20 protein-coding genes are annotated in these 23,593 nt (G+C 38.5%); all 20 read right to left on the reverse strand.

Annotated features, from left to right (window positions below; genetic code table 11):
• Window positions 1-312: 312 nt before the first annotated feature.
• Window positions 313-1,836, reverse strand: a complete 1,524-nt coding sequence (locus ACNKXV_RS00985; RefSeq protein WP_417905835.1) for a carbon-nitrogen hydrolase family protein — start codon at window positions 1,834-1,836, stop codon at window positions 313-315.
• Window positions 1,837-1,924: 88 nt separating this feature from the next.
• The gene (locus tag ACNKXV_RS00990; protein WP_417905836.1) at window positions 1,925-2,560 is read right to left on the reverse strand and encodes a response regulator; all 636 of its coding nucleotides are present in this window, start codon (window positions 2,558-2,560) and stop codon (window positions 1,925-1,927) included.
• Window positions 2,553-3,341 carry a sensor histidine kinase gene (locus ACNKXV_RS00995; protein ID WP_417905837.1) on the reverse strand — a complete coding sequence of 263 codons (789 nt, stop codon included), beginning with the start codon at window positions 3,339-3,341 and terminating at the stop codon, window positions 2,553-2,555. The genes ACNKXV_RS00990 and ACNKXV_RS00995 overlap by 8 nt, the downstream gene beginning before the upstream one ends.
• Before the next feature lie 55 nt (window positions 3,342-3,396).
• On the reverse strand, window positions 3,397-4,155 hold the full coding sequence (locus ACNKXV_RS01000) for a hypothetical protein (RefSeq protein ID WP_417905838.1): 759 nt from the start codon (window positions 4,153-4,155) through the stop codon (window positions 3,397-3,399).
• 33 nt (window positions 4,156-4,188) lie between these two features.
• The gene (locus ACNKXV_RS01005) at window positions 4,189-4,569 is read right to left on the reverse strand and encodes a hypothetical protein (protein ID WP_417905839.1); all 381 of its coding nucleotides are present in this window, start codon (window positions 4,567-4,569) and stop codon (window positions 4,189-4,191) included.
• A gap of 247 nt (window positions 4,570-4,816) precedes the next feature.
• Window positions 4,817-5,683, reverse strand: coding sequence for a 5-oxoprolinase subunit C family protein (locus tag ACNKXV_RS01010; protein WP_417905840.1), 867 nt, complete (start codon window positions 5,681-5,683; stop codon window positions 4,817-4,819).
• Window positions 5,676-6,407 carry a 5-oxoprolinase subunit PxpB gene (gene pxpB / locus ACNKXV_RS01015; RefSeq protein ID WP_417905841.1) on the reverse strand — a complete coding sequence of 244 codons (732 nt, stop codon included), beginning with the start codon at window positions 6,405-6,407 and terminating at the stop codon, window positions 5,676-5,678. Before pxpB ends, ACNKXV_RS01010 begins: the two co-directional genes overlap by 8 nt.
• Window positions 6,407-7,147, reverse strand: coding sequence for a 5-oxoprolinase subunit PxpA (gene pxpA, locus ACNKXV_RS01020; RefSeq protein WP_417905842.1), 741 nt, complete (start codon window positions 7,145-7,147; stop codon window positions 6,407-6,409). The genes pxpB and pxpA overlap by 1 nt, the downstream gene beginning before the upstream one ends.
• Before the next feature lie 2 nt (window positions 7,148-7,149).
• On the reverse strand, window positions 7,150-8,370 hold the full coding sequence (locus ACNKXV_RS01025; protein WP_417905843.1) for an Nramp family divalent metal transporter: 1,221 nt from the start codon (window positions 8,368-8,370) through the stop codon (window positions 7,150-7,152).
• The gene (locus tag ACNKXV_RS01030; RefSeq protein WP_417905844.1) at window positions 8,367-9,530 is read right to left on the reverse strand and encodes a DUF2891 domain-containing protein; all 1,164 of its coding nucleotides are present in this window, start codon (window positions 9,528-9,530) and stop codon (window positions 8,367-8,369) included. Before ACNKXV_RS01030 ends, ACNKXV_RS01025 begins: the two co-directional genes overlap by 4 nt.
• Window positions 9,531-9,637: 107 nt before the next feature.
• A complete protein-coding gene (locus tag ACNKXV_RS01035) occupies window positions 9,638-11,176 on the reverse strand; it encodes a YifB family Mg chelatase-like AAA ATPase (RefSeq protein ID WP_417905845.1) in 1,539 nt (512 codons plus the stop codon).
• A gap of 197 nt (window positions 11,177-11,373) precedes the next feature.
• Complete coding sequence (locus ACNKXV_RS01040) at window positions 11,374-12,234, reverse strand: BadF/BadG/BcrA/BcrD ATPase family protein (RefSeq protein ID WP_417905846.1); 861 nt, start codon at window positions 12,232-12,234, stop codon at window positions 11,374-11,376.
• 83 nt (window positions 12,235-12,317) lie between these two features.
• On the reverse strand, window positions 12,318-13,316 hold the full coding sequence (gap, locus tag ACNKXV_RS01045) for a type I glyceraldehyde-3-phosphate dehydrogenase (protein ID WP_417905847.1): 999 nt from the start codon (window positions 13,314-13,316) through the stop codon (window positions 12,318-12,320).
• A 16-nt stretch (window positions 13,317-13,332) separates the two neighbouring features.
• Complete coding sequence (pfkA, locus tag ACNKXV_RS01050) at window positions 13,333-14,319, reverse strand: 6-phosphofructokinase (protein WP_417906333.1); 987 nt, start codon at window positions 14,317-14,319, stop codon at window positions 13,333-13,335.
• A gap of 128 nt (window positions 14,320-14,447) precedes the next feature.
• The gene (locus tag ACNKXV_RS01055; protein ID WP_417905848.1) at window positions 14,448-15,890 is read right to left on the reverse strand and encodes an alpha-amylase family glycosyl hydrolase; all 1,443 of its coding nucleotides are present in this window, start codon (window positions 15,888-15,890) and stop codon (window positions 14,448-14,450) included.
• A 25-nt stretch (window positions 15,891-15,915) separates the two neighbouring features.
• A complete protein-coding gene (locus ACNKXV_RS01060) occupies window positions 15,916-17,775 on the reverse strand; it encodes a glycoside hydrolase family 13 protein (protein WP_417905849.1) in 1,860 nt (619 codons plus the stop codon).
• Window positions 17,776-17,825: 50 nt separating this feature from the next.
• Window positions 17,826-20,132, reverse strand: coding sequence for a glycoside hydrolase family 65 protein (locus tag ACNKXV_RS01065; RefSeq protein WP_417905850.1), 2,307 nt, complete (start codon window positions 20,130-20,132; stop codon window positions 17,826-17,828).
• The gene (pgmB, locus tag ACNKXV_RS01070) at window positions 20,132-20,812 is read right to left on the reverse strand and encodes a beta-phosphoglucomutase (RefSeq protein WP_417905851.1); all 681 of its coding nucleotides are present in this window, start codon (window positions 20,810-20,812) and stop codon (window positions 20,132-20,134) included. Before pgmB ends, ACNKXV_RS01065 begins: the two co-directional genes overlap by 1 nt.
• Complete coding sequence (locus tag ACNKXV_RS01075) at window positions 20,799-22,232, reverse strand: MFS transporter (RefSeq protein WP_417905852.1); 1,434 nt, start codon at window positions 22,230-22,232, stop codon at window positions 20,799-20,801. Before ACNKXV_RS01075 ends, pgmB begins: the two co-directional genes overlap by 14 nt.
• Before the next feature lie 130 nt (window positions 22,233-22,362).
• The gene (locus ACNKXV_RS01080) at window positions 22,363-23,391 is read right to left on the reverse strand and encodes a LacI family DNA-binding transcriptional regulator (RefSeq protein ID WP_417906334.1); all 1,029 of its coding nucleotides are present in this window, start codon (window positions 23,389-23,391) and stop codon (window positions 22,363-22,365) included.
• Window positions 23,392-23,593 lie beyond the last annotated feature (202 nt).

A 23,593-nucleotide genomic window follows, 5' to 3' on the forward strand; every position in this document is an offset into this window, starting at 1 on the left:
TTAAAACAGATTCTATTTTCAAATAAGATTTAAAAATACACTGTTAAGTATACTGATCACCTTCTCAAGCGGTGGCAGAATTAATTTCAAAACAACTCATTAAATCATAACTATTTGATTTTTAGTGTTTTAAATAAAAGTTTATTACGATAGCTAAATGATTTGATTTATTTTATACAAAGGAGGGAATAACAAAAAAGCCATCTAAAAGATGGCTTTATTTAAAGTTGTATTTCACGAACAAATTCTTAAAAAGATCCTGACATATTCCGAGGCTTCGGGACAGGGTTACGAATTAATTAAAACGTGAATTTATTTTTTCTTTTTCAATGAATAAAGATCTTTTCTGCGGTCTTTCATATTTCGAACACTTCCAAAATTATGCAGCTCTTTTAGAAGGTCAAGATCTACATCTACCAGTAAAGTACTTTCTGTATTTGGAGTTGCTTCAGCTTTAATCCCATTAACCGGAAAAGCAAAATCTGAAGGAGTCAACACCGCACTTTGAGCGTATTGAATGTCCATATTATCAACCTTAGGAAGGTTTCCTACAGAACCGGCAATTGCGACATAACACTCATTTTCTACTGCTCTCGCCTGGGCACAAATCTTTACTCTTGAGTATCCATTTTGGGTATCGGTCATAAATGGTACAAAAAGTATGTTCATACCCTCTTCCGCAAGAATCCTTGAAACTTCAGGGAACTCTACATCATAACAAATTAGAACACCGATCTTTCCACAGTCGGTATCAAAAGTTTCCAGTTTATTTCCGCCTTTCATTCCCCAGGCAGTTTCTTCAGCCGGAGTAATATGCAGTTTTTCATATCGCTCGTAACTTCCATCTCTTCGGCAAAGGAAACCTACATTATACATGTGCTCACCTATTGCCTGAGGCATACTCCCGGTTATGATATTGATGTTATAGTTGATGGCAAATTCTCTAAAAGTTTCCAGTAATCTTTCCGTATAATCTGAAAGTCCGCGTATCGCTTCAGGTTCAGATAAATGATTGAACTGAGCCATTAAAGGAGCGTTGAAAAGTTCCGGAAAGAGAATAAAATCACTCTGATAGTTACTCACCGCATCCACAAAGAATTCGATCTGTGAAACCAGGGCGTCATAATCTTTAAAAAGACGCATCTGCCACTGCACCAATCCCAGCCTTACCACCGTTTTGGTAGTATTTACAAGCTTTTGAGGTTTGGTATAGTAAATATTGTTCCACTCCATCAAGGTTGCATATTCCTTGCTTTCATGATCGCCGGGCAGATAACCCTTGATCACCTTCTTTACGTGGAAATCGTTATTTAACTGAAATGATAAAACAGGATCATGGATCTCCTGCAGCTTAACTTTCTCTATATATTTTTTAGTAGATAGCTCCTCGGCATACTTTGCATAATTAGGGATCCTGCCACCAAATACGATCGCCTTTAAATTAAGGTGTTCGCAAAGTTCTTTTCTTGCCTCATAAAGTCGGCGACCCAAACGCATTCCGCGAAATTCCGGATGGATAAAGACATCAATTCCATAAAGGACGTTTCCGTTCTTGGAGTGCGTAGAGAAATTTTCACCTCCAATGATCTCTTCATAAGTATGATTATCGTCAAACTTATCATAATCTACTATGATAGAAAGCGCACACCCAGCAATGCGATTATCTATGACAATGCAAAGCTGACCTTCAGGAAATTTATTCACCAAAGTCTTGATCTCTCCCTTGCTCCAGTATTCATCAGGCATTGCCTGATAACTCTTCACCATGGAGATCTTTAACTCCTCATAGTCTTTAACCCTTAAATTTCTAAGTTCGATTTTAGCTGAATCTATCACAACAATTAAATTTTGAATACACGAAGATACTGTACATTGTGCAGTTATAGAATGGGAAAATGAAGATTTGAATTAAAGTATTCTTAAATTATGCAATATCCACAATACCTTCTTTAATCGCATATATCACCAGCCCTACCCGACTTTTAACCTGAAGTTTCTGGAACAGGCTTTCCCGATAGTTTTCAACCGTTTTGGGACTTAAATTCATTTCGTCTGCAATGGCCTTATAAGTCTTTTCGCTACAGGCCAGATTCAGGAATTCAAATTCCCTTTTGGTAAGCTCCTCGTATTTCTTTTGTCTTTCTTCCCGGCTTAAGGCATCTGATATTGTCTTGTTGGAATAATAGCCCGTGCGATCTATAGCGTTTAATGCTTGTTCAAACTCTTCCGGATCTATGTCTTTAAGCAAATATCCGCGGCAACCCAGCCTTAGCATTTTTATAATACTTTCATCTTCCTGATCTACGGTAAGGGTAAGCACCTTTTGATTCGGATGGTTCTCTTTCAACCATTTCATGGTAGCCATTCCATCCATTACCGGCATTCGCATATCCAATAGAACGATATCTGGCGAACCATGACCTTCTTCTAAATGCTTAACCAGTTCCTCACCATTCTTGAATACATGATTTACATGGAAACCTTCAAAGGAGTTTACAAGGATTTGAAGGGACTGCGCAAAAAGTTTATGATCGTCAACAATTATGATCGACTTATTCATTGGTTGTAATCTTGGTTGGATAGGTTAAAGATAAGGAAGTTCCTTTACCGGGCGAAGACTTCAGCAGGAAACCAGCATTAATAATCTCAGCACGGCTGCGCATATTAAGCATCCCTGAACCGGCTTTTGTTTCTTCAATATCGAAACCTATGCCGTTATCCTCGATTAAGATTTCCAGAAGATCCCGGCCATAAATAAAGTTCACATTAAGCTTTGAAGCTGCGGCATATTTTATTGTATTGGAAAGGAACTCCTGTATGATCCTGAATAATATAATACTGTCTTCCTGTGAGACCTGATATGGCTTACCCTGAATATCTAATTTAGCCTCCAGAACGGCAAGCCTGTTAAATCTTTCGATCTCATTTTTTACAGATGCCTCCAAACCAACATAATCAACCACCTCATTATTCAAAGATCTTGACAGTGCTCTGATTTCTGAGAGCGAGTTGGCCACAAGGTCTTTTACTTCATTTACAGTAGAATGCGAGGCTTCATCAACCTTTTTACTAAGAATATTAAGTTGCATACTTGCGATCGCGAGAAGTTGACCAATATTATCATGTAGTTCCCAGCTAACATTCTTAAGAGTAGCTTCCTGAATTTCCATACGCACATTGGATAATTCAGTCTTAAAGTCCTGTTCTGCCTGGAATTTCTCCTGAAGGAGCTTATTCTTCCGCCTTTGATAGGTTATGAAAAAGATGATGGTAAATCCCGACAGAAATGTAATTACGAGAATAAAATAAATTATTAATAATATTTCCTCTTTACGAAGCATTCTAATGATTGGATTAGCCTAACAAGTATACGTAATTTCAATAAGATTCAAGGATCTATAGTAAACGATTGGAACTGTTTTTTACCAGTTTTTGTTTTCTGCGAAACCTGTAATCAATATAAAATCCGAGAATGAACATAACATACAGGAAGATATTGGCATACCGCAGCACTGCCGCAAATACCTCAATAAAAAATTCATTTTCTTCAGTAAAATAATCGAGATAGATTTCGATTGGAGGAATTACCAGGTACCACACCAGAATTCCAAGCGCCATATAAAAAAACACATTCTTATGAAAATTAAGAACCTGATCTGAAATTAGGATATCATAAAAATATGCGAATACACTGGTGATAACAAGGAAAGTTCCCAGGGTAAAGGTTTTTGTAATATAACGAACAAAGAACTCTCCGCTAAAAAACATATTATAAACCGCGAATGCGATAAAAATTAATATGGCCCATTTTAAATAAGAGGTAATTCGGGTATCCATTATTTTGCTATGCAGGAAATAGCAATAGCCCACGATAAAGTATGTCTTGGCGATATTAAACCACCAGAAATTCCTGGTAAATAGAGAATCTTTTAAGAATGGGAGGGTTTGATAATTATCAAAATATGCCCAAATACTATAACCTCCCAGCAAGTCTATCATGAATATGGACCATAAAAACCAGACAAACTGTTTAATAAGCTTTTCCGGTGCTGCAGTTTTAAGAAGGTATAAACTTCCTGCCAGCGCAGATAAAAATTCTACTAAAAGAGTTACATATACTTTTCTTACAATAAGAAAATCGAGGTATTCCTGCATTAAGTAAAGGAAAGGTTACACAAAATTTAAATTTTAATAAATACCGGGAGGCCAGACACCCTGACCATGATTTAAAGGATCGATCTCTTCGTTCTCCTCGAAATCATTTTCATCTTCAGTATAAGTTCCGGGGGCTTTCTTTTTAGTTGGAGAAAGAAAAACAGTGCTATAGCCCGGGCTATTTTCATTTTTAGCATAAGTTCCCATCCAAATGGAAATTCCCGGAGCTTTTACATCCTTAGAATTTTCTTTTACATAAGCTATATATGCTTCCAGTTCTTCAATACTAAAATTTACGGCGCAAATATCTTTAAATTTTAGTTCCTTTTCGATTGCTTTTCCACGGGTGATCCACCATGTTTCTGAAAGTTCTGTCGCTTTCTCCCGGGTGATACATTTACTGGGTTTTTCCATTTTATAAAAATGCTTAGTAAAATCTAAATTAGATATATTAAAACTATTAGGAACGCATTCTTTGCATTTAGGGGAAAAAACCCCTTATTTGAAAGGAGACCTTGATCTATATTTGTCTTGTCATTTTAGTTAAGCTAAAGTGTTTTGGGGCAAAAGAAGTGTCATCTAAAGTTTATTATAGATCTGAGTAGGGTCTTTTCTATAATTCAAAACTGCGATGGCACTTTTTTATTTATAGAACTTCATTCTATCCAAGAGAATATTCTTTCCTGAAGAAATTGATCTTTTCACCCGGGATTTTTTGAGATAACACCTGGATTCCGTGATCTGAAAGTTGCAAGACTCTTGGATAACCACCGGTTGTCTGGCAATCTCTCATAAGAGCGATCAACTGGCCGGATGGAGTTAATTGAACTGTTCCCGGTACAACCGGCCCGGTTATGATCGATGACAGTGAATTTTCAAGTTTTTCCTTAAACTGAATGGCCATACGATTACTGCTCTCACTCAACGAAAAATTCTCACTGAATAAAATTTTCTGCTGCTCTAAATTCAATTGATCAAATTCAGGTCCGGGATAAGCTTCAATATTGGTATCATTCAAATATTCCATTTCAGGTTTAATTGAAGAAAAAGTCTGGACGGCTTTTGTGGCATAGGTAGTATATTCCAATTCCATGCCTTTATCCAGTCGCGTACTTGAAGTAATTCCGTCATACCAGCTTTGACTGTTCATGACCACTTCAGTTTTAAAACCTCCTTTAATCCCTAAATAACTTCTGAAGCCTGAAATTCGTCTCCCGAATTTGAGAACGTCTCCTTTGTTGACAGAAATGATATGGTTACTTGAAATTTTTTCTGAATTTAAAGTCGGTGAAAGATCGGCCCCACTAATACAAATTTTTGTTGCGGCATCGAATTCAAGTTGAGGCCCAAGAAAAGTAATTTCCATAACTGAAGTTGTTTCAGTATTACCTAAAATCAAATTACATATGCGCATCGCATACGTATCCATAACCCCACTTTTAGGAACGCCATATTTTTGAAATCCGGATCTTCCCAGATCCTGAATTGTGGAAAATAATCCAGGCTGTAAAACTTTAATTTTAGCCATCTACAATTTCAGTTTTCAGGGTGTAATTACCATTCGAAATTTGTTCCTCAATTTTAAAATATTCCTCTTTTGTGATCGCTTCAAATATTATTTTATCACCAGGAGAAAATGGGCTTGGAGGAACAGAATTTTTATCAAAAAAATTGAGCGGACTTTTACCCAAAATCTGCCATCCTCCGGGACTGTTTTTTGGATAGATTCCGGTCTGGTTTCCACCTATTCCCACAGCACCTTTTTCAACTAATTTTCGGGGGGTATTTTTTCGTGCAATATGAAGCCTTTCATCCAGGCCTCCCAGGTATAAAAATCCAGGCATAAATCCGATAAAATAAATTTGATAAAGGGGCGCAGTATGAAGAGAAATAACTTCCTCAGGATACAAGTTTTTAACTTTCGAAATATGGTCCAGGTCGAGGCCAAATTCCATATCATAACACACGGGTAGATAAAAAATTTTGTAGTTGTTTTTTTTAGGTATATTAGTACTCCCTCCTGAAGCAAAAAGGCTCAAAATTTCACCATAGACATTCTCTATTGTAGTATCGTAACTAATTAATAACGAGTTATATGTATTTGTTACCTCAACCACTCCTTTAATGTTTTGATTTTCGATCAATTCTCTAAATTCAAGGACGGTTTTGAGGGTATCCGATTCTATTTTTTCTTCAAACCGGACAAGAATTCCATGATCTCCAAGTGCAGATATTTTGGGGAAATTTGACATTATGTGTTCGCAACTTCTATCCCCTGCTGGGCAAAATTTTTATGTAGAAAGTTTAAAATTTCGACTGCAGAAGGGGTATCGCTATGCAGGCAAAAGGTGTCTGCTTTTGCTTCCAATTCAGCACCGTTTAAAACATGTAATTTATTATGAGTATACATAGAAAAAACATGATCAAAAACATCTTCTTTTTTAGTGATCAAAGCATCCTTTTCTAGCCGGGAAATCAGGCTGTAATTTTCATCATAATTCCTATCAGCAAAAGCTTCAAAAAACAGGTCAAATTTCCCCATTGCAAACTCAGAAATTTTCGAATTGAGAGGCACATATAATTTAAAATCTGCATCAAATTCCTGCAAACAATCCACAACAATTCGGGCTATATTTTCATCTTTTGCAGCATCATTATAGAGTGCTCCATGCAACTTAATATGGGTGAGTTTTCCGCCTTCAGATTCGGCAATTTGCTTTAGGCTTAATACCTGTCCCTCGATGGATAATTTCAAATCTTCAGCAGACATCTCCATGTGGTTTCTTCCAAAATTTTCCCTGTCTGGATATGATGGATGAGCTCCAATTTCCACATTATTTTCCATGGCCAGTCTAACCGTCCTGTGCATGGTTTCAAGATTACCTGCATGACCTCCACAAGCAATATTACAAGCAGAAATTAACGGCATGATTTGCTCATCATACTCTCCACCTTCTCCTAAATCACAGTTAATATGAATTGTCTTTTTCATCTTTAAAAATTTTGGATTACACTTAGAACAGATTTGGCTCCAAGGAAGATAGACAGGGCGATAATAATGACACCTAAAATGTTTTGAATTAGATTATTCCTGTATTTTCCAAGAACCTCTTTTTTGTTTACTATCCAAAATAAGAAAATTGCGATTACCGGAAGCACTAACCCATTGGTTATCTGCGCAAATTTGATGATCTCCACGGGTTTAATGCCCAGGGATGAAAATATTACCCCTAATGCTATAATAAGCATCCACACCATTTTAAACTTTCCCGCCTGCATGCCAGATTTCCAACCTAAACAACCCTGAACTACGAAAGCAGCAGCCAAAGGAGCAGTAATGGAAGATGTAATTCCGGCAGCCATTAAACCTATTCCAAGAAATATGCTTGCTGAACTACCAAATAATGGCTCTAATCCCGCAGCAAGATCTTTCGCACTTTCTATTTCCTCAATATTTGAAGCAGCTGCCGCCACTACAATGGCCATAGATACTAATCCACCCAGAAAAATAGAGAATACCAGCTCTTTTCTTACTACTCCCAAATATTTTTCTCCCCGCCATTTTTCACTTACAATCGATGCGTGTAAAAAGAGATTATAGGGCACTACAGTGGTTCCTACTAATGCGATCACGGTAAGTAGCCCTTCATCTAGAGAACCGGGCACAAATCCTTTTAAAACTGCTGAAATATCAGGTTTGGTTAGAATTGCGGTAATAATAAATGCAAGACTCATTAAGAAAACCAGCGCGATGAATACTTTTTCAAGTTTCTTATAACTCCCGAGAAATAATAAAATAAACGCTGTAGCCCCAATTATTAAACTCCAGAAATTCAACCTGAAACTGCCAATATTATAACTAAGAGAAGGAAAAACCGCTTCAACTCCCAGGACCGCGCCCGTAATGTTACCAGCTTCATAAGCGGCATTACCAATTACTATGGAAGTAAAAATCAGGAAAAGAATGAAAAGACGGATAACAGGATTTTTAAGTTCTTCGCGAATGCAATGACTTAATCCTTTGCCATAAATAAGCCCAAGGCGCGCCGACATTTCCTGTAGAACCACACAAGCCAAAACCGAAATAAATAAGGCCCATAACAACGAGTACCCAAAATTTACTCCGGCGAGACTACAAACAGTAACCGTTCCGGGACCTATAAACGCCGCCGAAACAAGGATCCCCGGTCCTAAATTTTTTAAAAAGGATTTCACTCCTTAGAATTTTTCCCGGCTTCTTTTAAAGCGTAAATAGCGAAAGTACCCAACCAGTGCCCTCCTTCATAGGAATCACCTGCAACATTGGAAAATGAATGAGATACATGTTTATTAGCTAAAGATCTTAAATGACCAAATTTTTCAGGATACTGGTTAGCAAGTCCATAGAAAACCCAGGCACGGCTAAAGTTTAAGCCATCGAGATGCACCAGCTTCCCATCGGTACGATCTGAAACTTCGCCCACCTCCATTTGGAAATCTTTTTTCTTTAACTGAGGCATAAAATCTTCGATCCAAAGGTTAAAGGCACTTTTAGGCAACACCCTTCTCATAATATCCACTTCTTCCAGGCAGGGTGAAAGGAAATCATATCCTCCCGGCTCCCAGGTTACGGGACAGTTATCGTCTTTTAAATAAAATCTTTGAGCACTCTTTTTTATTGCTTCAAGAAACTCAGTATTTTCGGTTGTTTTTGCATAATCGTAGGCAAAACCTAGTCCAAAAGCCGAGTTGGTATGTTCACCTACACGGATAGGATAATTAAGTTTGGGAAGAAATTCTTTATATCTGTTTACAATAAGATCTGCCAAAGGCTGAAGGTTTTTGGCTAATTCCTGACCCAGAGGATCCTGCCAATTCAATAATTCTTCCTGAAGTTTTAATAGCCAGGCCCAGCCATAGGTTCGCTCATAAGAAGTGCTTTCCTTACGGTTAAAATAGGCGATCTCACCCTGAATATTTTCTGCAGTTAGTGAATTGGATAAAGCTTCCCTAATTTTTTCGCCTTTCTTCAAATTTGGGAATTGCTTTAATAAACTTACCAAAGACCAGTGAGCATGCACGGAAGAATGCCAATCGAAACATCCATAAAATGCCGGGTGTAGAACATGTGGTTCGTCAAGCGCATTTTTATTCTCTAAAGTCTGCCCTAACTTGTTTGGATATTCCTGGTTTATACAATTCAATGGTAATTCAACAAGATTGTTTGCCTCAGTCTCTCCTAAATTGACCACTTTTTCCTCTAAAAGATTATCCGGCAGTAGATCCTCTGTATTTAGAGTATCATTAGCATTGGTCGTCTTGACAGGGTCTTCTTTGGTATCGCTGTTGCAAGAAAAAGTAAGGATTGAAATAAACACCAGGATAATTCTCTTCATGAGTTAAGTTCTTAAATTCCGCTTTATAAAGGCTAAAGTTTGATTTTCAGGTTTTATCAAAAATATAAAAAAGACGGAAGGGTTTAGTTAATTAAAACTGAAGATCTTCAACCCAGCCAACCTTCTCTATCCAAACTGCGATATTGAATTGCTTCTGTAAGGTGTCTTCCCAGGATGTTTGGACTTTCTTCCAGATCGGCAATAGTACGGGAAACCTTTAGAATCCGGTCATAAGCTCTTGCTGAAAGATTTAATTTTTCCATAGCAGTTTTAAGTAAGGCTTTAGATTCAGTATCCAGATTACAATGTTCTCTGATCTGTTTTGGGCCCATTTGCGCATTATAATGTATAGTTTCTGAAGCTTCGAACCTGACAGACTGAATTTCCCGGGCAGCGGTGACACGTTTTCGAATCTCTATGCTTCCTTCCCCTTTTCTATCATCGCTTAGTTTTTCAAAAGGAACAGGAGTCACTTCAATATGGATATCTATGCGGTCCAGCAAGGGACCGCTAATCTTACTCATATATCGTTGCATTTCGTAAGCCGATGAAGATACCGGCGCATCGGGATCGTTAAAATATCCACCCGGACTGGGATTCATACTGGCTACCAACATAAAACTTGAGGGATATGTAACCGTAAATTTTGCCCGCGATATAGTAACCTCCCGGTCCTCCAAAGGTTGCCGCATTACCTCAAGCACGCCTCTTTTAAATTCAGGCAGTTCGTCCAGAAACAAAACCCCATTGTGAGAAAGGGAAATTTCTCCCGGTTGCGGGTATGCCCCTCCCCCAACAAGGGCAACGTCTGAAATTGTGTGGTGCGGACTCCTGAATGGTCTTTGTGCCAGCAACCCCACATTGTCCTTAATACGTCCGGCAACACTGTGGATCTTTGTGGTCTCCAAGGCTTCCTGGAGGGTCATTGGTGGCAAGATGCTTGGCAATCTTTTGGCAAGCATGGTTTTTCCAGCTCCCGGAGGTCCTATTAAAATAATATTGTGACCTCCGGCAGCTGCGATTTCCATACATCTCTTAATAGATTCCTGACCTTTAACATCGGCAAAATCGTATTCGAAATGATCCAGATTATTATAAAAAGTCTCTCGGGTATTTATTTCAGTTCTGGTTAATGGTTGGTTTTTATCAAAAAAGTCAATTACCTGAGTGATGGAATTCACCCCGTACACTTCCAGACCAGAGACGATGGCCGCCTCCCGGGCATTCTGTTCCGGCAGAATAAAACCTTTATAACCTTCTTTTTTAGCCTGAATCGCAATAGGCAAAGCTCCTTTAATGGGCTGGAGGCTTCCATCCAGTGAAAGCTCACCCATTATGAGATACTGAGATATTTCTTCGGCTTTTATCTGTTCTGAAGCTGCAAGAATTCCCATAGCAAAAGTAAGATCGTAAGCAGATCCTTCTTTGCGTAAATCGGCCGGAGCCATATTGATGATTATTTTCTTACCGGGAAACTTATAGCCATTATTCTGCAGGGCTGCAGTGATGCGGTAACTGGATTCTTTTACTGCATTATCTGGCAATCCTACCAGATGATAACCAATCCCGGAAGTTACATTTACCTCAACGGTAATAGTGGTGGCCTCTACCCCAAATACAGCACTGCCGTATACTTTTATCAGCATATTCAATCATAGTTTGATAAGGTAGGGACTTATTAAGAATCAGAAATTTACATTTCTTTCCCCATTAAAATAAATTTTATTTTAAGAATAAAAAAGGAAAATGTTTCCCGATTTATATTACCTGCCGCCGGAAAGTAAAAAATTAGTCATAAAAAAACCCCGCCAAAGGCAGGGTCAATTCAAACTATGAATAGCGCTTAAGAAACTTTAAGCACATTCTTTCTATAATGTTCTATCAATGCATCTATAGGTCTTCTCACGATATTTCCCAGCTGAATTCCATAAGGCTGTAATACAGCTTTAATAATGTCTTCACTAAAGAAAGCTATTGAACCAATAAAATGTACCGGCACTGAGTTTACCTGCGGGTAACTTAGTACTCTTGAATGTACAAATTCTGTCAAACCTTCATGAAGGAGTTTATAGAAATACCCATTTCGCTCATTGGTGAATATAAATTCAGCAAAATGAGCCAGATATGTATTAGGATTTTCCTTTCTGTAAAGGTTCATTTTAATGGTATCTGAATTAAGATCAAACTTCTTTTTAAACTTTTCAGCAATCTCTGGAGGCATACGCTTATAATAGTAATCTCTTATAAGCCTTTTACCAAAATAATTTCCACTGGCTTCATCCATTAAGATGTAGCCTAAAGAATCTACTGCCTGAGTGATATTTTCACCGTCAAAATAACAGCTATTTGATCCTGTTCCCAAAATACAAACAATTCCAGGCTCTGTAGTTGCTGCATAAACAGCGGCAACTGTATCTTCCATTACCAAAACCTCATCTGCATTCGTGAAGTAATTCGCAATGATACTTTTTAATAACTCTCTTGGGGTTGGCGTACCACATCCGGCTCCATAGAAATGAACTTTTTCAATAGAATCCTTAACTTCTCCAAGTTCGGGATTCTCAGCAAGCCTTTCTTCCAGGACAGCTTCTTTAAACACGGCAGGATTAAGACCTTTACTTCTGGTTTTAAAAACCTGCTCGCCTTCATTATTTAGAAGTATCCAGTCACATTTCGTGGACCCTCCATCAGCAATTAATATCATGTTGAGAGATGATTGAATTGAAAAATAGAGAACGGCAGTCCGGCATTTAAGCTACCAGACTGCTTTCTCCTATTCAAATAATATTATAGTGTAGCTACGTGTGCAGCAAGATCAACAAGCTTGGAAGAATAACCATATTCGTTATCGTACCATGCGATCAACTTGAAGAATTTATCGTTTAATTCGATCCCTGCACCGGCATCAAAATTACAAGTATGTGGGTCTGAAACGTAATCCTGACTTACAACTTCATCTTCAGTATAAGAAATCACTCCTTTGTAAGCTCCATCTGCAGCTTTTTTGAAAGCAGCTTTGATCTCATCATAACTGGTAGACTTTTCAGTTCTTACTGTAAGATCCACAACAGAAACATCTGTAGTTGGAACTCTAAAAGCCATCCCGGTTAGTTTTCCTTTAAGAGAAGGAATTACTTTAGTTACCGCAACCGCAGCACCAGTTGAACTTGGAATGATGTTCGCCATAGCACTTCTTCCCAATCTAAAGTTCTTTCTAGATGGAGAATCTACTGTGAACTGAGTTGAAGTTGTTGCATGAACTGTAGTCATCAATCCTTCAACAAGACCAAACTCATCATCGATCACTTTTGCAAGAGGCGCAAGACAGTTAGTAGTACAGGAAGCGTTAGATACAATGTTTTGATCTGCTTTCACATCCTTATGGTTTACGCCCATAACGAACATTGGAGCAGTTTTAGATGGAGCTGAAAGTACAACCTTTCTGGCACCAGCTTTAAGGTGAGCATCTGCGTTATCAAGATCTGTAAAGATACCTGTACATTCCAATACAACTTCAACGCCTACATCTCCCCATTTAAGGTCGGCAGGATTTTTTTCTGAAGTTACTCTTATTTCTTTTCCGTCGACGATAAGACTTCCGTCTTTTACTTCAACAGAACCTTTATATTTTCCATGAACTGAATCATACTTCAACAAATATGCTAAGTGATCTACATCAAGAAGATCGTTAATAGCAACAACCTCTACATTATCATTTTGAGCGGCAATTCTGAAGGCAATTCTTCCAATACGCCCAAATCCGTTAATTCCAATTTTAGTACTCATTTTCTTTGGTTTTTAATTATACCGAAGTGATGTCTGCCACCCTTCGTAATTCTTTATCTACTTTCGCATCACCTTTTATAGCTTTTAACAGCTCGATATTCACAACCTTCTGGTGATGTATTCCAATCATGATTTCTGTTTTCCCAGCCATTAAAGCTTCTACCGCTCCAACACCCAGTTTACTGGCAAGAACCCTGTCAAAACAACTTGGGGATCCGCCTCTTTGAATATGACCAAGCACAGAAACTCTCACTTCATATTCATCCATATTTTCTTCTATAAAGGAGGCCAGTTCAAAAATGTTTTTTCCACTCTTTTCTCCTTCAGCCACAACTATAATGCTGGAAGTTTTCCCGGATTTCTTACTTTTTCTCAAAGAATCGAGAAGCTTTTCAACTCCAAGATTTTCCTCGGGAATCAAAATTTCTTCAGCTCCTGCACCAATTCCACTATTTAAAGCGATATCTCCGGCATCACGGCCCATTACTTCTACAAGAAATAATCTGTTATGGGAACTTGCTGTATCTCTAATCTTGTCGATTGCTTCTACCACCGTATTTAAGGCGGTATCATAACCTAAAGTAAAGTCGGTACCATTGATATCGTTATCAATCGTTGCCGGAATACCTACCGTAGGAAAACCAAACTCTTTACTGAACAATTGTCCACCGGTAAAAGTTCCGTCCCCTCCAATTACGATCAAAGCATCTATGTTATTGGCTTTCAGGTTATCAAATGCTAATTTACGACCTTCTTTGGTTCTAAATTCTTTGGAGCGGGTGGATTTAAGAAAAGTCCCACCTTGATTTATGATATTTCTAACCGAACGGGCATCCAGAGGTTCAAAATCGGCTTCAATAAGCCCCTGATATCCTCTATAAACACCAGTACACTGTATCTTATAAAATGAACAGGCACGAACTACTGCTCTTATTGCAGCGTTCATTCCCGGAGCATCTCCTCCGGAGGTTAGAACTGCGATGTTTTTTATATTTTCAACCATTATGCTCAAAACTAATGTGTTTTAAAGCCATAACCTAATTTCGGAAAAAACTAAAACGTTTTCGGTTGATAACTAATAAAAAAAGCCACTAAATAGTGGCTTTTTACAAATAATTATGAGTTTGACTATTAATTCGTCAATATTTTATATTCCCAGGCTTTAAATTTTAACTCCTGGTCTTTAGATAATTTCATTGAAGAACCGCTCATATATTCTGTGAATTCACCATCAATATCCACCTTGAATGTAATTTCTTCAGGGCTCATATTTGCAAGGTAATAAAGAACTTTCCCATCTTTGTTTCTCTTAAACGCAAGGATCTTTTCTTCATTGGAAGTATTTACGTGGGTATAAGCCGCTGCTTCTTTCCCTCCATGCAAAGCCACATTAGTCTGCTTCAAAGCGCCTAATTTTTCCAGTAACGGATATACTTTTCCTTTTTCCTTCGGAATTGTATCTTTTACAAAGAACTTTAGACGTTTATCCATATCGTATTCCTGCCCGCTATAAATCAACGGCATTCCCGGAAGTGTATATGTAAGCGCCAGCATAGCTTCAGAAGCATCTCCCATTCTTTCCTTAACCGTTCCGGCCCAGGAATTCTCATCATGATTGGTCACGAAATTCATCAAATAATCATCATCCTGGAAAGTAGTATCGATCTTAGTCATATAAGCATCCCACTCTTCTGCAGTCGCTTTTCCCTGAGCGATACTGTTAAGAAGGTGATGACCTTCCCAGTTGTATCCCATTTCAAAAGCATTATGGAAAAGATCTTTAGGACTTTCTGCTTCAGCAAGCATAAAAACCGGCTTAACAGCTCTAAGCTCCTTGGAGATATCTTCCCAGAAATCTGTTGGAACCGAATGTGCCGCATCTGCACGGTATCCGTCAATATCGTGTTCTTTTACCCAGAACAACATTTCCTGCTTCATCGCTTTTCTAAGCTCAGGGTTATCAAAATTAAGGTCGGCAACATCTGTCCAGCCCCATGATTCTCCGGTATCTGCATTTATTGGATCTGTGATCTCTCCTTTTTCGTTTTTGGTATAATATTCAGGATTTTCAGTGATCCATTTATGATCCCATCCGGTATGGTTAGCTACCCAGTCAAGGATCACATACATGCCATTATCATGAGCAGTTTTTACCAGCTCATCAAAGTCTTCCATGGTACCATGCTCAGGATTTACTGCAGAATAATCTGAAATGGCGTAGTAACTTCCCAGATACTTCTTACGCTCTTCTGGATCTTCGATATCCTCAATGGATTTATCGCCGGTTGCTTTTCTCTTTTTCATAGAAATAGGATACATAGGCATCAACCAGATCACCTTCACTCCAAGCTCTTTTAACTGAGGAATGTCTTTGGTGAAGGCATCAAAAGTTCCTTCGGGAGAATACTGGCGAATATTCGCCTCGTATATAACCGCCGATTCCAGTACTTCGTTACTAACCGGAGCCAGACTTTCTTTTTCATTAATATTGGCAGTACCCTTATTTTCCTGAGAGTCATTCTTACAGGCCACTATAAAGCTTAAAGCCAATAGCATTAATACTATTTTTTTCATGTTTAAAATTTATAAAGTTTGATGATTAATTCATTTTTGTGGTTAAAAAATATGGGCCACGAGCGGGTAATTCCAGTGATATATTCCATTGGATTTTTTCGCCTGTATTTACATTCTTTAACTCCTTGCCTTCCAGTCCCAGTTCTTTAAATCTACTAAGATCAAGCTTTACCGGCTTCTCATTTTTATTCAATATAAGAACCACGGTTTCTTCTCCTTTAGCTCTGGAGATCAAATAAACATCGTTTACCGGAGTAAAATGTTTAGTAGAACCTTCGATTATCGCACTACTTTTCTTTCTATAGTTTAATAGTGTTTTAAGGAAATCCTGCATCTCCTTTTGCTCAGCTCTTAAACCTTCGCCGGTAAAAGCATTGCTTTCACTGTCTTCCCAGCCTCCCGGAAATTCAGTTCTAATCAACCCGTGATCTCCGGGTTTTGCTGAATCGTCCATTAAAATTTCAGTTCCATAATAGAGCTGAACGATTCGTGGCAATGTAAGGATGTAGCTAAGTGCCATTTTGGTATTAGGCAAATCTTCATTAAGCTGAGTGTAGATCCTGCTCATATCATGATTATCAGGAAATATCATAATATCTTTTGGCGAGGCATAAGCGAAATCATTTGCTAAACCATCGTACAATCTTTGCAAACCTGTTTCCCATCCTGACTCTTCATTAAGTCCCCTAACGATATTGGATTGCATGGCGAAATCCATCGTAGATCTTAAATTAGAATCATAACCATTATCCACACCTTCCTGCCAGTATCTTATTAAAAGTGGATTACTACTCCACTCTTCACCAACAATATTGAAATTTGGATATTCTTTCATGATAGCTCCGGCCCATTCGCTCATGAATTCCATATCCGGATAAGGATAGGTATCCTGTCTTATTCCGCTAAGTCCCAGGGCTTCCACCCACCAGATACTATTCTGGATAAGATAAGTTGCCATAAATGGATTCTTCTGATTAAGATCAGGCATTGTTTCCACAAACCAGCCGTTGCTCAATTCTTTCTTATCTGCTTCTGAAGCGTACAGGTCCTGATTTACCGTGCGTCTATGGTTGGAAAAGATAAGATCCTGTTTCTTCTCAAATCTTTCCTGATAGTTGATCCAGTCTTTAAAAGGAAGGTCTTTCATCCACCAGTGTTCAAGTCCAATATGGTTGGCAACCTGATCCATGATGATCTTAATACCTCGTTCTTCTGCTTTTTCAACCAGCTCTTTATACTCTTCAAAGGTTCCAAAACGAGGATCTACCCGGTAAAAATCGGTCATAGCATACCCGTGATAGGAAGAGGATTTCATGTCATTTATCAATAAGGGAGAAGACCAGATAGCGGTGAATCCCATATTATCGATATAATCCAAATGATCTATCATTCCGCGGATGTCACCACCATGGCGACCATAATCATCTTCTCTGTCTATTTTCTTTTCGTTTAAGGAAGTGTCAACATCATTGGATTTATCTCCATTGGCAAACCTGTCTGGAGTAATTAGGTAAATGGCATCAGAATTATCAAACCCAACATAATCTTTACCAGGTTTTGTTCTCTTCTTTAATTCATAGGGATATACGGCAGAAGAACCTTCAGGATAATTAAATTTAAGATCCATGGTACCAGGTTTCGCTGCATCAGAAATCCTGAGGTCAATAAAAAGATAATTAGGACTATCTGCCGTGTGCACTTTTTTAATAGTTACACCGGGATAATTTAATTGAGGAATCGCCGAGCCAATATTTTTTCCATGAATCATTATTTGCAGGGAAGAATTTTCAAATCCAACCCACCAGTTTGGCGGCTCTACTTTTGAAATTTGTGACGAGGCATTCAGGCCCGCACACAAACAAAATAATAGGAATAATTTTTTCATATAATTTCTTATAAAAAAGGCTTCCTGCAATTACAGGAAGCCTTGAAAATTTAAGCCTTAACAGGCGAATTAGGTGATACCATAAGTGGCTTACCATTCACCAGGATTTCCAGAGACTCTTCTCCTTCCAGAGAAAATTCTGTACTGTCTTTGGTAACATCAATTTTCAAAATCCTGTCGCGGAAGTTTACTTTGAAAGAATAAGCTTTCCATTGTTCCGGGATCTGCGGGTTAAAACTTAACTGATCGTTCACTACTCTCATTCCTCCAAATCCTTCTACAATACTCATCCAGGTTCCCGCCATACTGGTGATATGACAACCTTCTTCCACCTCTTTATTATAATCATCAAGATCAAGCCTGGAAGTTCTTACATAAAACTCATACGCCTGCTCCATTCGACCTAATACTGCGGCCTGAATACTGTGCACGCAAGGCGAAAGCGATGATTCATGAACCGTTAGCGGCTCATAGAAGTCAAAATGTTTTTCAAGTTCCTGTTTGCTGAAGTGATCTTCAAAGAAATAGAAGCCTTGCAAAACATCGGCTTGCTTGATATAACAAGACCTAAGAATCCGGTCCCAGCTCCATTTTTGATTGATAGGACGATGTTTTTTATCCAGCTCCTGTACAGGTATGAGCTCTTTATCAAGGAAACCATCCTGCTGAAGATACACTCCATCTTCTTCAGAATACGGGAAATACATATTCTCTGCTACCTCTTTCCATTTGGCAAGTTCACCTTCATTAAGAGAAGTTAGCCCCATTACCCTGTTATAATTTTCGGCATGACCGTCTTTTACCTTGGCGATCATTTCAAGACAATACTCGATACACCATTTAGCTATGTAATTGGTATACCAGTTGTTATTTATATTATTTTCATATTCATTAGGTCCGGTTACACCAAGGATCATGTATTTATTAGCATTCTTGCTGAAGTTTGCACGCTGATGCCAGAATCTGGCAATCGCGATCATTACCTCAAGTCCTTTTTCAGGAATATAACTGAAGTCTCCGGTAAAACGTACATAATTGTAGATTGCAAATACCATAGCTCCGTTACGGTGGATCTCCTCAAAAGTGATCTCCCACTCGTTGTGACTTTCCTCACCATTCATGGTTACCATTGGATACAAGGCTGCACCATTGCTAAATCCAAGCTTTTCAGCATTTTCTTTAGCTTTATCCAGCTGATTGTATCTGTAAGTAAGCAGTTTTCTGGCAACTTTCTGATCTTTGGTAGCCATGTAAAAAGGAATACAATAAGCTTCTGTATCCCAATAAGTACTTCCACCATATTTCTCACCGGTAAATCCTTTCGGCCCAATATTCAGGCGGTCATCTTCACCAAGATAAGTCTGGTTCAATTGGAAAATATTGAACCTAATTCCCTGCTGAGCTTTTACATCGCCAGAAATGGTAATATCTGCCATTTCCCAAATAGAGGCCCAGGCTTCTTTTTGCTCTTGTCTTAAGGCGTCAAAACCTTTTTCAAGGGCAGTATCAAGTACTTTTGAAGCAGCTTCTACGAGTTTGGTTTTGTCGTGATTCATGTCACTTACATAACCGGCATATTTCTTTATCGCAGCAGCTTCACCTTTAGAAACCTTCAGACTATAAGAATAAGAAATACGATCTTCATCGATCTTAGCTTCAGAAGTTTGAGCAGATTTTTCACCATTTATAAAAACCTGAGATTCCATAAAGGTACCTACATGAAATTCAGTTTTTAAGGTTTTAGATACGATGTATCCTCTTTGGTCATCAGCTTTTACATCCAGAGTTTCCCAGAAACGCTCTTCCCAGTTGGCATCGGTATTGGTAATACTTCCATCCAGGTAAGGATCGAATCTCACTTCTGCATCTCCGTTCAAAGGAGTAACTTCAAAGTGGATAGCCCCTAATTCATTATCAACAATTGAAAGAAATCGTAAAGCTTTCACTTCTATTTCCATTCCATTTGGCAAGGTAGCCTCGAATGTTCTGGAAAGGTAACCTTCCTTCATATTCAACTCCCTTCGGAAGTTTTTCACATTGGTACAGGTGTACAGGTCAAGGGCTTCCTCGTTAACAAAAACATTGATCCCAATCCAGTTTGGAGCATTTAATACTTTTGCGAAATATTCCGGATACCCGTTCTTCCACCAGCCAACTTTTGTTTTATCCGGGTAATAGACTCCGCCTATATAACTCCCCTGAAAACTTGGCCCCGAATATTGTTCTTCAAAATTCGCTCTTTGCCCCATGGCGCCATTCCCTATACTGAAAAGACTTTCAGAAGATTTCTGTCTTCCTGCATCAAACTCTTCCTCAATTACAGACCATGCGTCCGGTTTTATATAATCCTGATTCATTACTTCTCTTTTCTCAATAATTTTTCAATAAATTCTATCTCGATCTCTGTGAAATCTTTAAAAACATGATCGGCTTCGCCAAGAACAGTTTTGTCTCCTATTCCTATACTCGTCATATTTCCTTTATTCGCCGCCTGTACTCCTGCTACCGAATCTTCAAATACGATACAATTATCAGGTCTGGCATTTAGCTTATCTGCTGCTATTAAAAACACTTCGGGATCTGGTTTTGCCTTGCTAACATCTGTCCCATCAATTATAGCATCGAACTTTTCAAAAAGATTAATTTTCTTTAAGATGGTTCTCGCATTTTTACTGGCAGATCCTAATGCAAACGGGATATTGTTTTTGATCAAATAGTCAAGGATTTCGGGTACTCCCGGCAAGATCTCACTATCATCCATCTCTTCCACATACGAAAGATAATTCTCGTTTTTCAAGGCCATTTGTCTGGTGAACTCATCTTCAGACAATTCCATATTCCCCCATTGCAGGATCTTCTTTAAAGATTCTACTCTGCTAACCCCTTTCAACTGTTCATTTTGCTCTTCAGTAAAATCGAACCCAAGGTCATTGGCGAGTTTTCTCCATGCCAAAAAATGGAATTTTGCGGTATCCACGATCACACCATCGAGATCGAATATAAATGCTGTATTAGGTTCGGCCCTATGCTGGCTCATACTTAATTGCTTTTCTATCTGTAATTAATAAATTTGAAAATGCTGCCAGAATTAGGAAAATTCCGGCTATGGTCATTGCGTGGATAGATTCTTCACCTATCAATTTCTGTAAAAATACCACTCCACCAAGTGCAGCGATAATTTGCGGAACCACGATAAACATGTTAAAAACTCCCATCATAAGCCCCATTTTTCCTGAATCTACAGAACTGGATAACATGGCATATGGCATGGATAAGATACTACCCCAGGCAAATCCTATCAATGCAAAACATACATATAACATATCCGGATCACCGGGTATGAATAACATCAATAAGAAACCTAAACCACCAAGAATCAAACTTACCATATGAACCAATTTCCTGTTGATGGCAAATCTTGAGGTATAGAAAGTTAGTAAAATGGCAAATACCATAGATGACAATCCATAGATTCCCATTTTAGAACCTACATCATCACTGGCTTCATTATAATTTTTATCCTGAGTTTCATAATCCAGTCTGGCCTGATCATCCTTAAAAAGGATCACCCTGTCTGCATCATAGAGAATGTCTCCATCTTCCCCAATTTGAGCAAATTCTTCGATTTGCGGTTTTGGAGCATTATATATATGACTGGTGAGGGCTGGATTAGCAAGGGTCCACATGGCGAAAAAAGCAAACCAGGAAAAGAATTGAACCACACCTAATTTCTTCATGATCTTAGGCATTAGAGCATAAGTTCCAAGGATTGTTTTTAGCATTCCTTTATCTTCCTCCACTCCGCTTGCACCTTCGAATTCCTCCATTTCTTTAGGAGTATATTCTTTCGTTGTAAAAATGGTTACCAGAATAGATCCCAGAAATACCACAGCTCCCACGATAAAAGCGACTTTCACCGATTGAGGAACTACGCCGGGCGCAGCTTCATTACTAATATCCAGCACATTGTTCATAAACTTGGGTAGGTTACTGGCCACCCAGGTTCCAATTCCTATTATAAGGGTCTGGATCACAAAACCATAACTTCTTTGAGATTCCGGAAGTTTATCGGCCACCAAAGCACGAAAGGGTTCCATGGAGATATTTATGGAAGCGTCAAGCACCAGTAATAGTCCTGCGGCCATCCAGACAGCCGAGGAATAAGGCATTAATAATAAGGCTATGGAACTTAAAATTGCTCCGAGTAAAAAGAATGGTCTTCTTCTCCCCAAATTTTTATGCCAGGTATTGTCACTTAAATAACCTATGATAGGTTGAACAATAAGACCGGCAAGAGGAGCCGCAATCCATAAAAGCGGAATATTATCTTTCTCTGCTCCCAGAGTTTCAAAAATTCGGGACATAGTTGAGCCTTGTAAGGCAAAACCAAATTGAATACCAAGGAATCCGAAACTCATGTTCCAGATATCCCAAAACTTTAACCGGGGTTTTTGCATATCGCGTGTATTTAACAGTCTAACGATAAGCACAATGACTTATCAAAACTTAAAATTGGTGGGAAGTAAAAATATAAGTTTTGATAAATTTCAACTACGGCAAATATATAGATTTTTTAAAATGAACCGATTAAATCTTTGATTTTGTTGAATTTCGGACCACCAGCTCTGTTTCCACGAGGATGGTTTTATAGTAATCGTCCGGGGATGGAGTGCGTTCCAGTTTCTCTATTAATAAGCGGGCAGATTCCTCACCTATCCTTGTTCCATGCTGACTTACCGTGGTTAAACTGGGAATAAACAGTCGGGAAAGTTCTCCATCTGTGAACCCAATTACTGAGACATCGTCCGGCACTTTTTTACCCTGATCCTGAACTGTTTTAACCGCAGAGATCGCAAAATGTTCGTTCACGGCGAAGATCCCGTCCACATTCTGCTCCTCTAAAAACTCTTTGATCTGCAGCTCGCTATCCTCCATCTCCTCTATTTTAAGAATGAGATCTTCATTTATAGGATAATTATTATCTGCCAGTGCCTGTTTATATCCGTGGGTTCTCAATTTTCCCACACTTACATAATCCACAGTAGTTAATAACCCTATACGCTTACAACCGGTATCTATTAAATGCTGTACTGCTTTACGGGCACCGCTTACATCGTCAATTATAACCTTATCACAGGAAATATCTTCCACTACCCGGTCAAATAAAACAACCGGCATTCCCTGATTGATAACTTCAACCAAATGATGATAATCCCCTTTTTGCATGGTTTCCTTGGCCAGCGAAAGAATAAATCCATCGGTACTGCCATTAGCAAGCATCTCCATATTAAGGACTTCTTTATCAAAAGAGTTGTCAGACAGGCATACCAACACATTATATCCCATCTCATTGGCAACTTTTTCCACTCCGCTAATCACCGTAGTAAAAAAGTGATGTACGATCTCCGGAATGATGATCCCTATGGTTTTGGTCTTTCTATTCTTAAGACTAAGCGCAATGTTATTTGGTTTGTAATTGTAATGCTTAGCAAAAGCCTTGATTTTTGCGCGTGTTTCTTCACCAATTTCGGGACTGTCGCGAAGAGCTTTTGAAACAGTAGAAATAGATACATCTAATTCTTTGGCAATGTTCTTTAGGGTAAGTTTAGGCTTCATTGTATTATGGAATTCTTCGTTTACACCGGGTGTAAATTTTGATGTCACAAACTTACCACATTTTAATTATCAATTCCTTAACTACAAAAAGTTTTCAACACGAAAACGTTTTCGCAACCCTGAATACGGACTTTCCCAAAATTCAACCTTAGAAATTACATACATTTAACCGCAGGAAGTAAAAGTATAGGTTAATTTTTAT

Source organism: Christiangramia aquimixticola, from assembly GCF_048285835.1.
Taxonomy (GTDB): Bacteria; Bacteroidota; Bacteroidia; order Flavobacteriales; family Flavobacteriaceae; genus Christiangramia; species Christiangramia aquimixticola.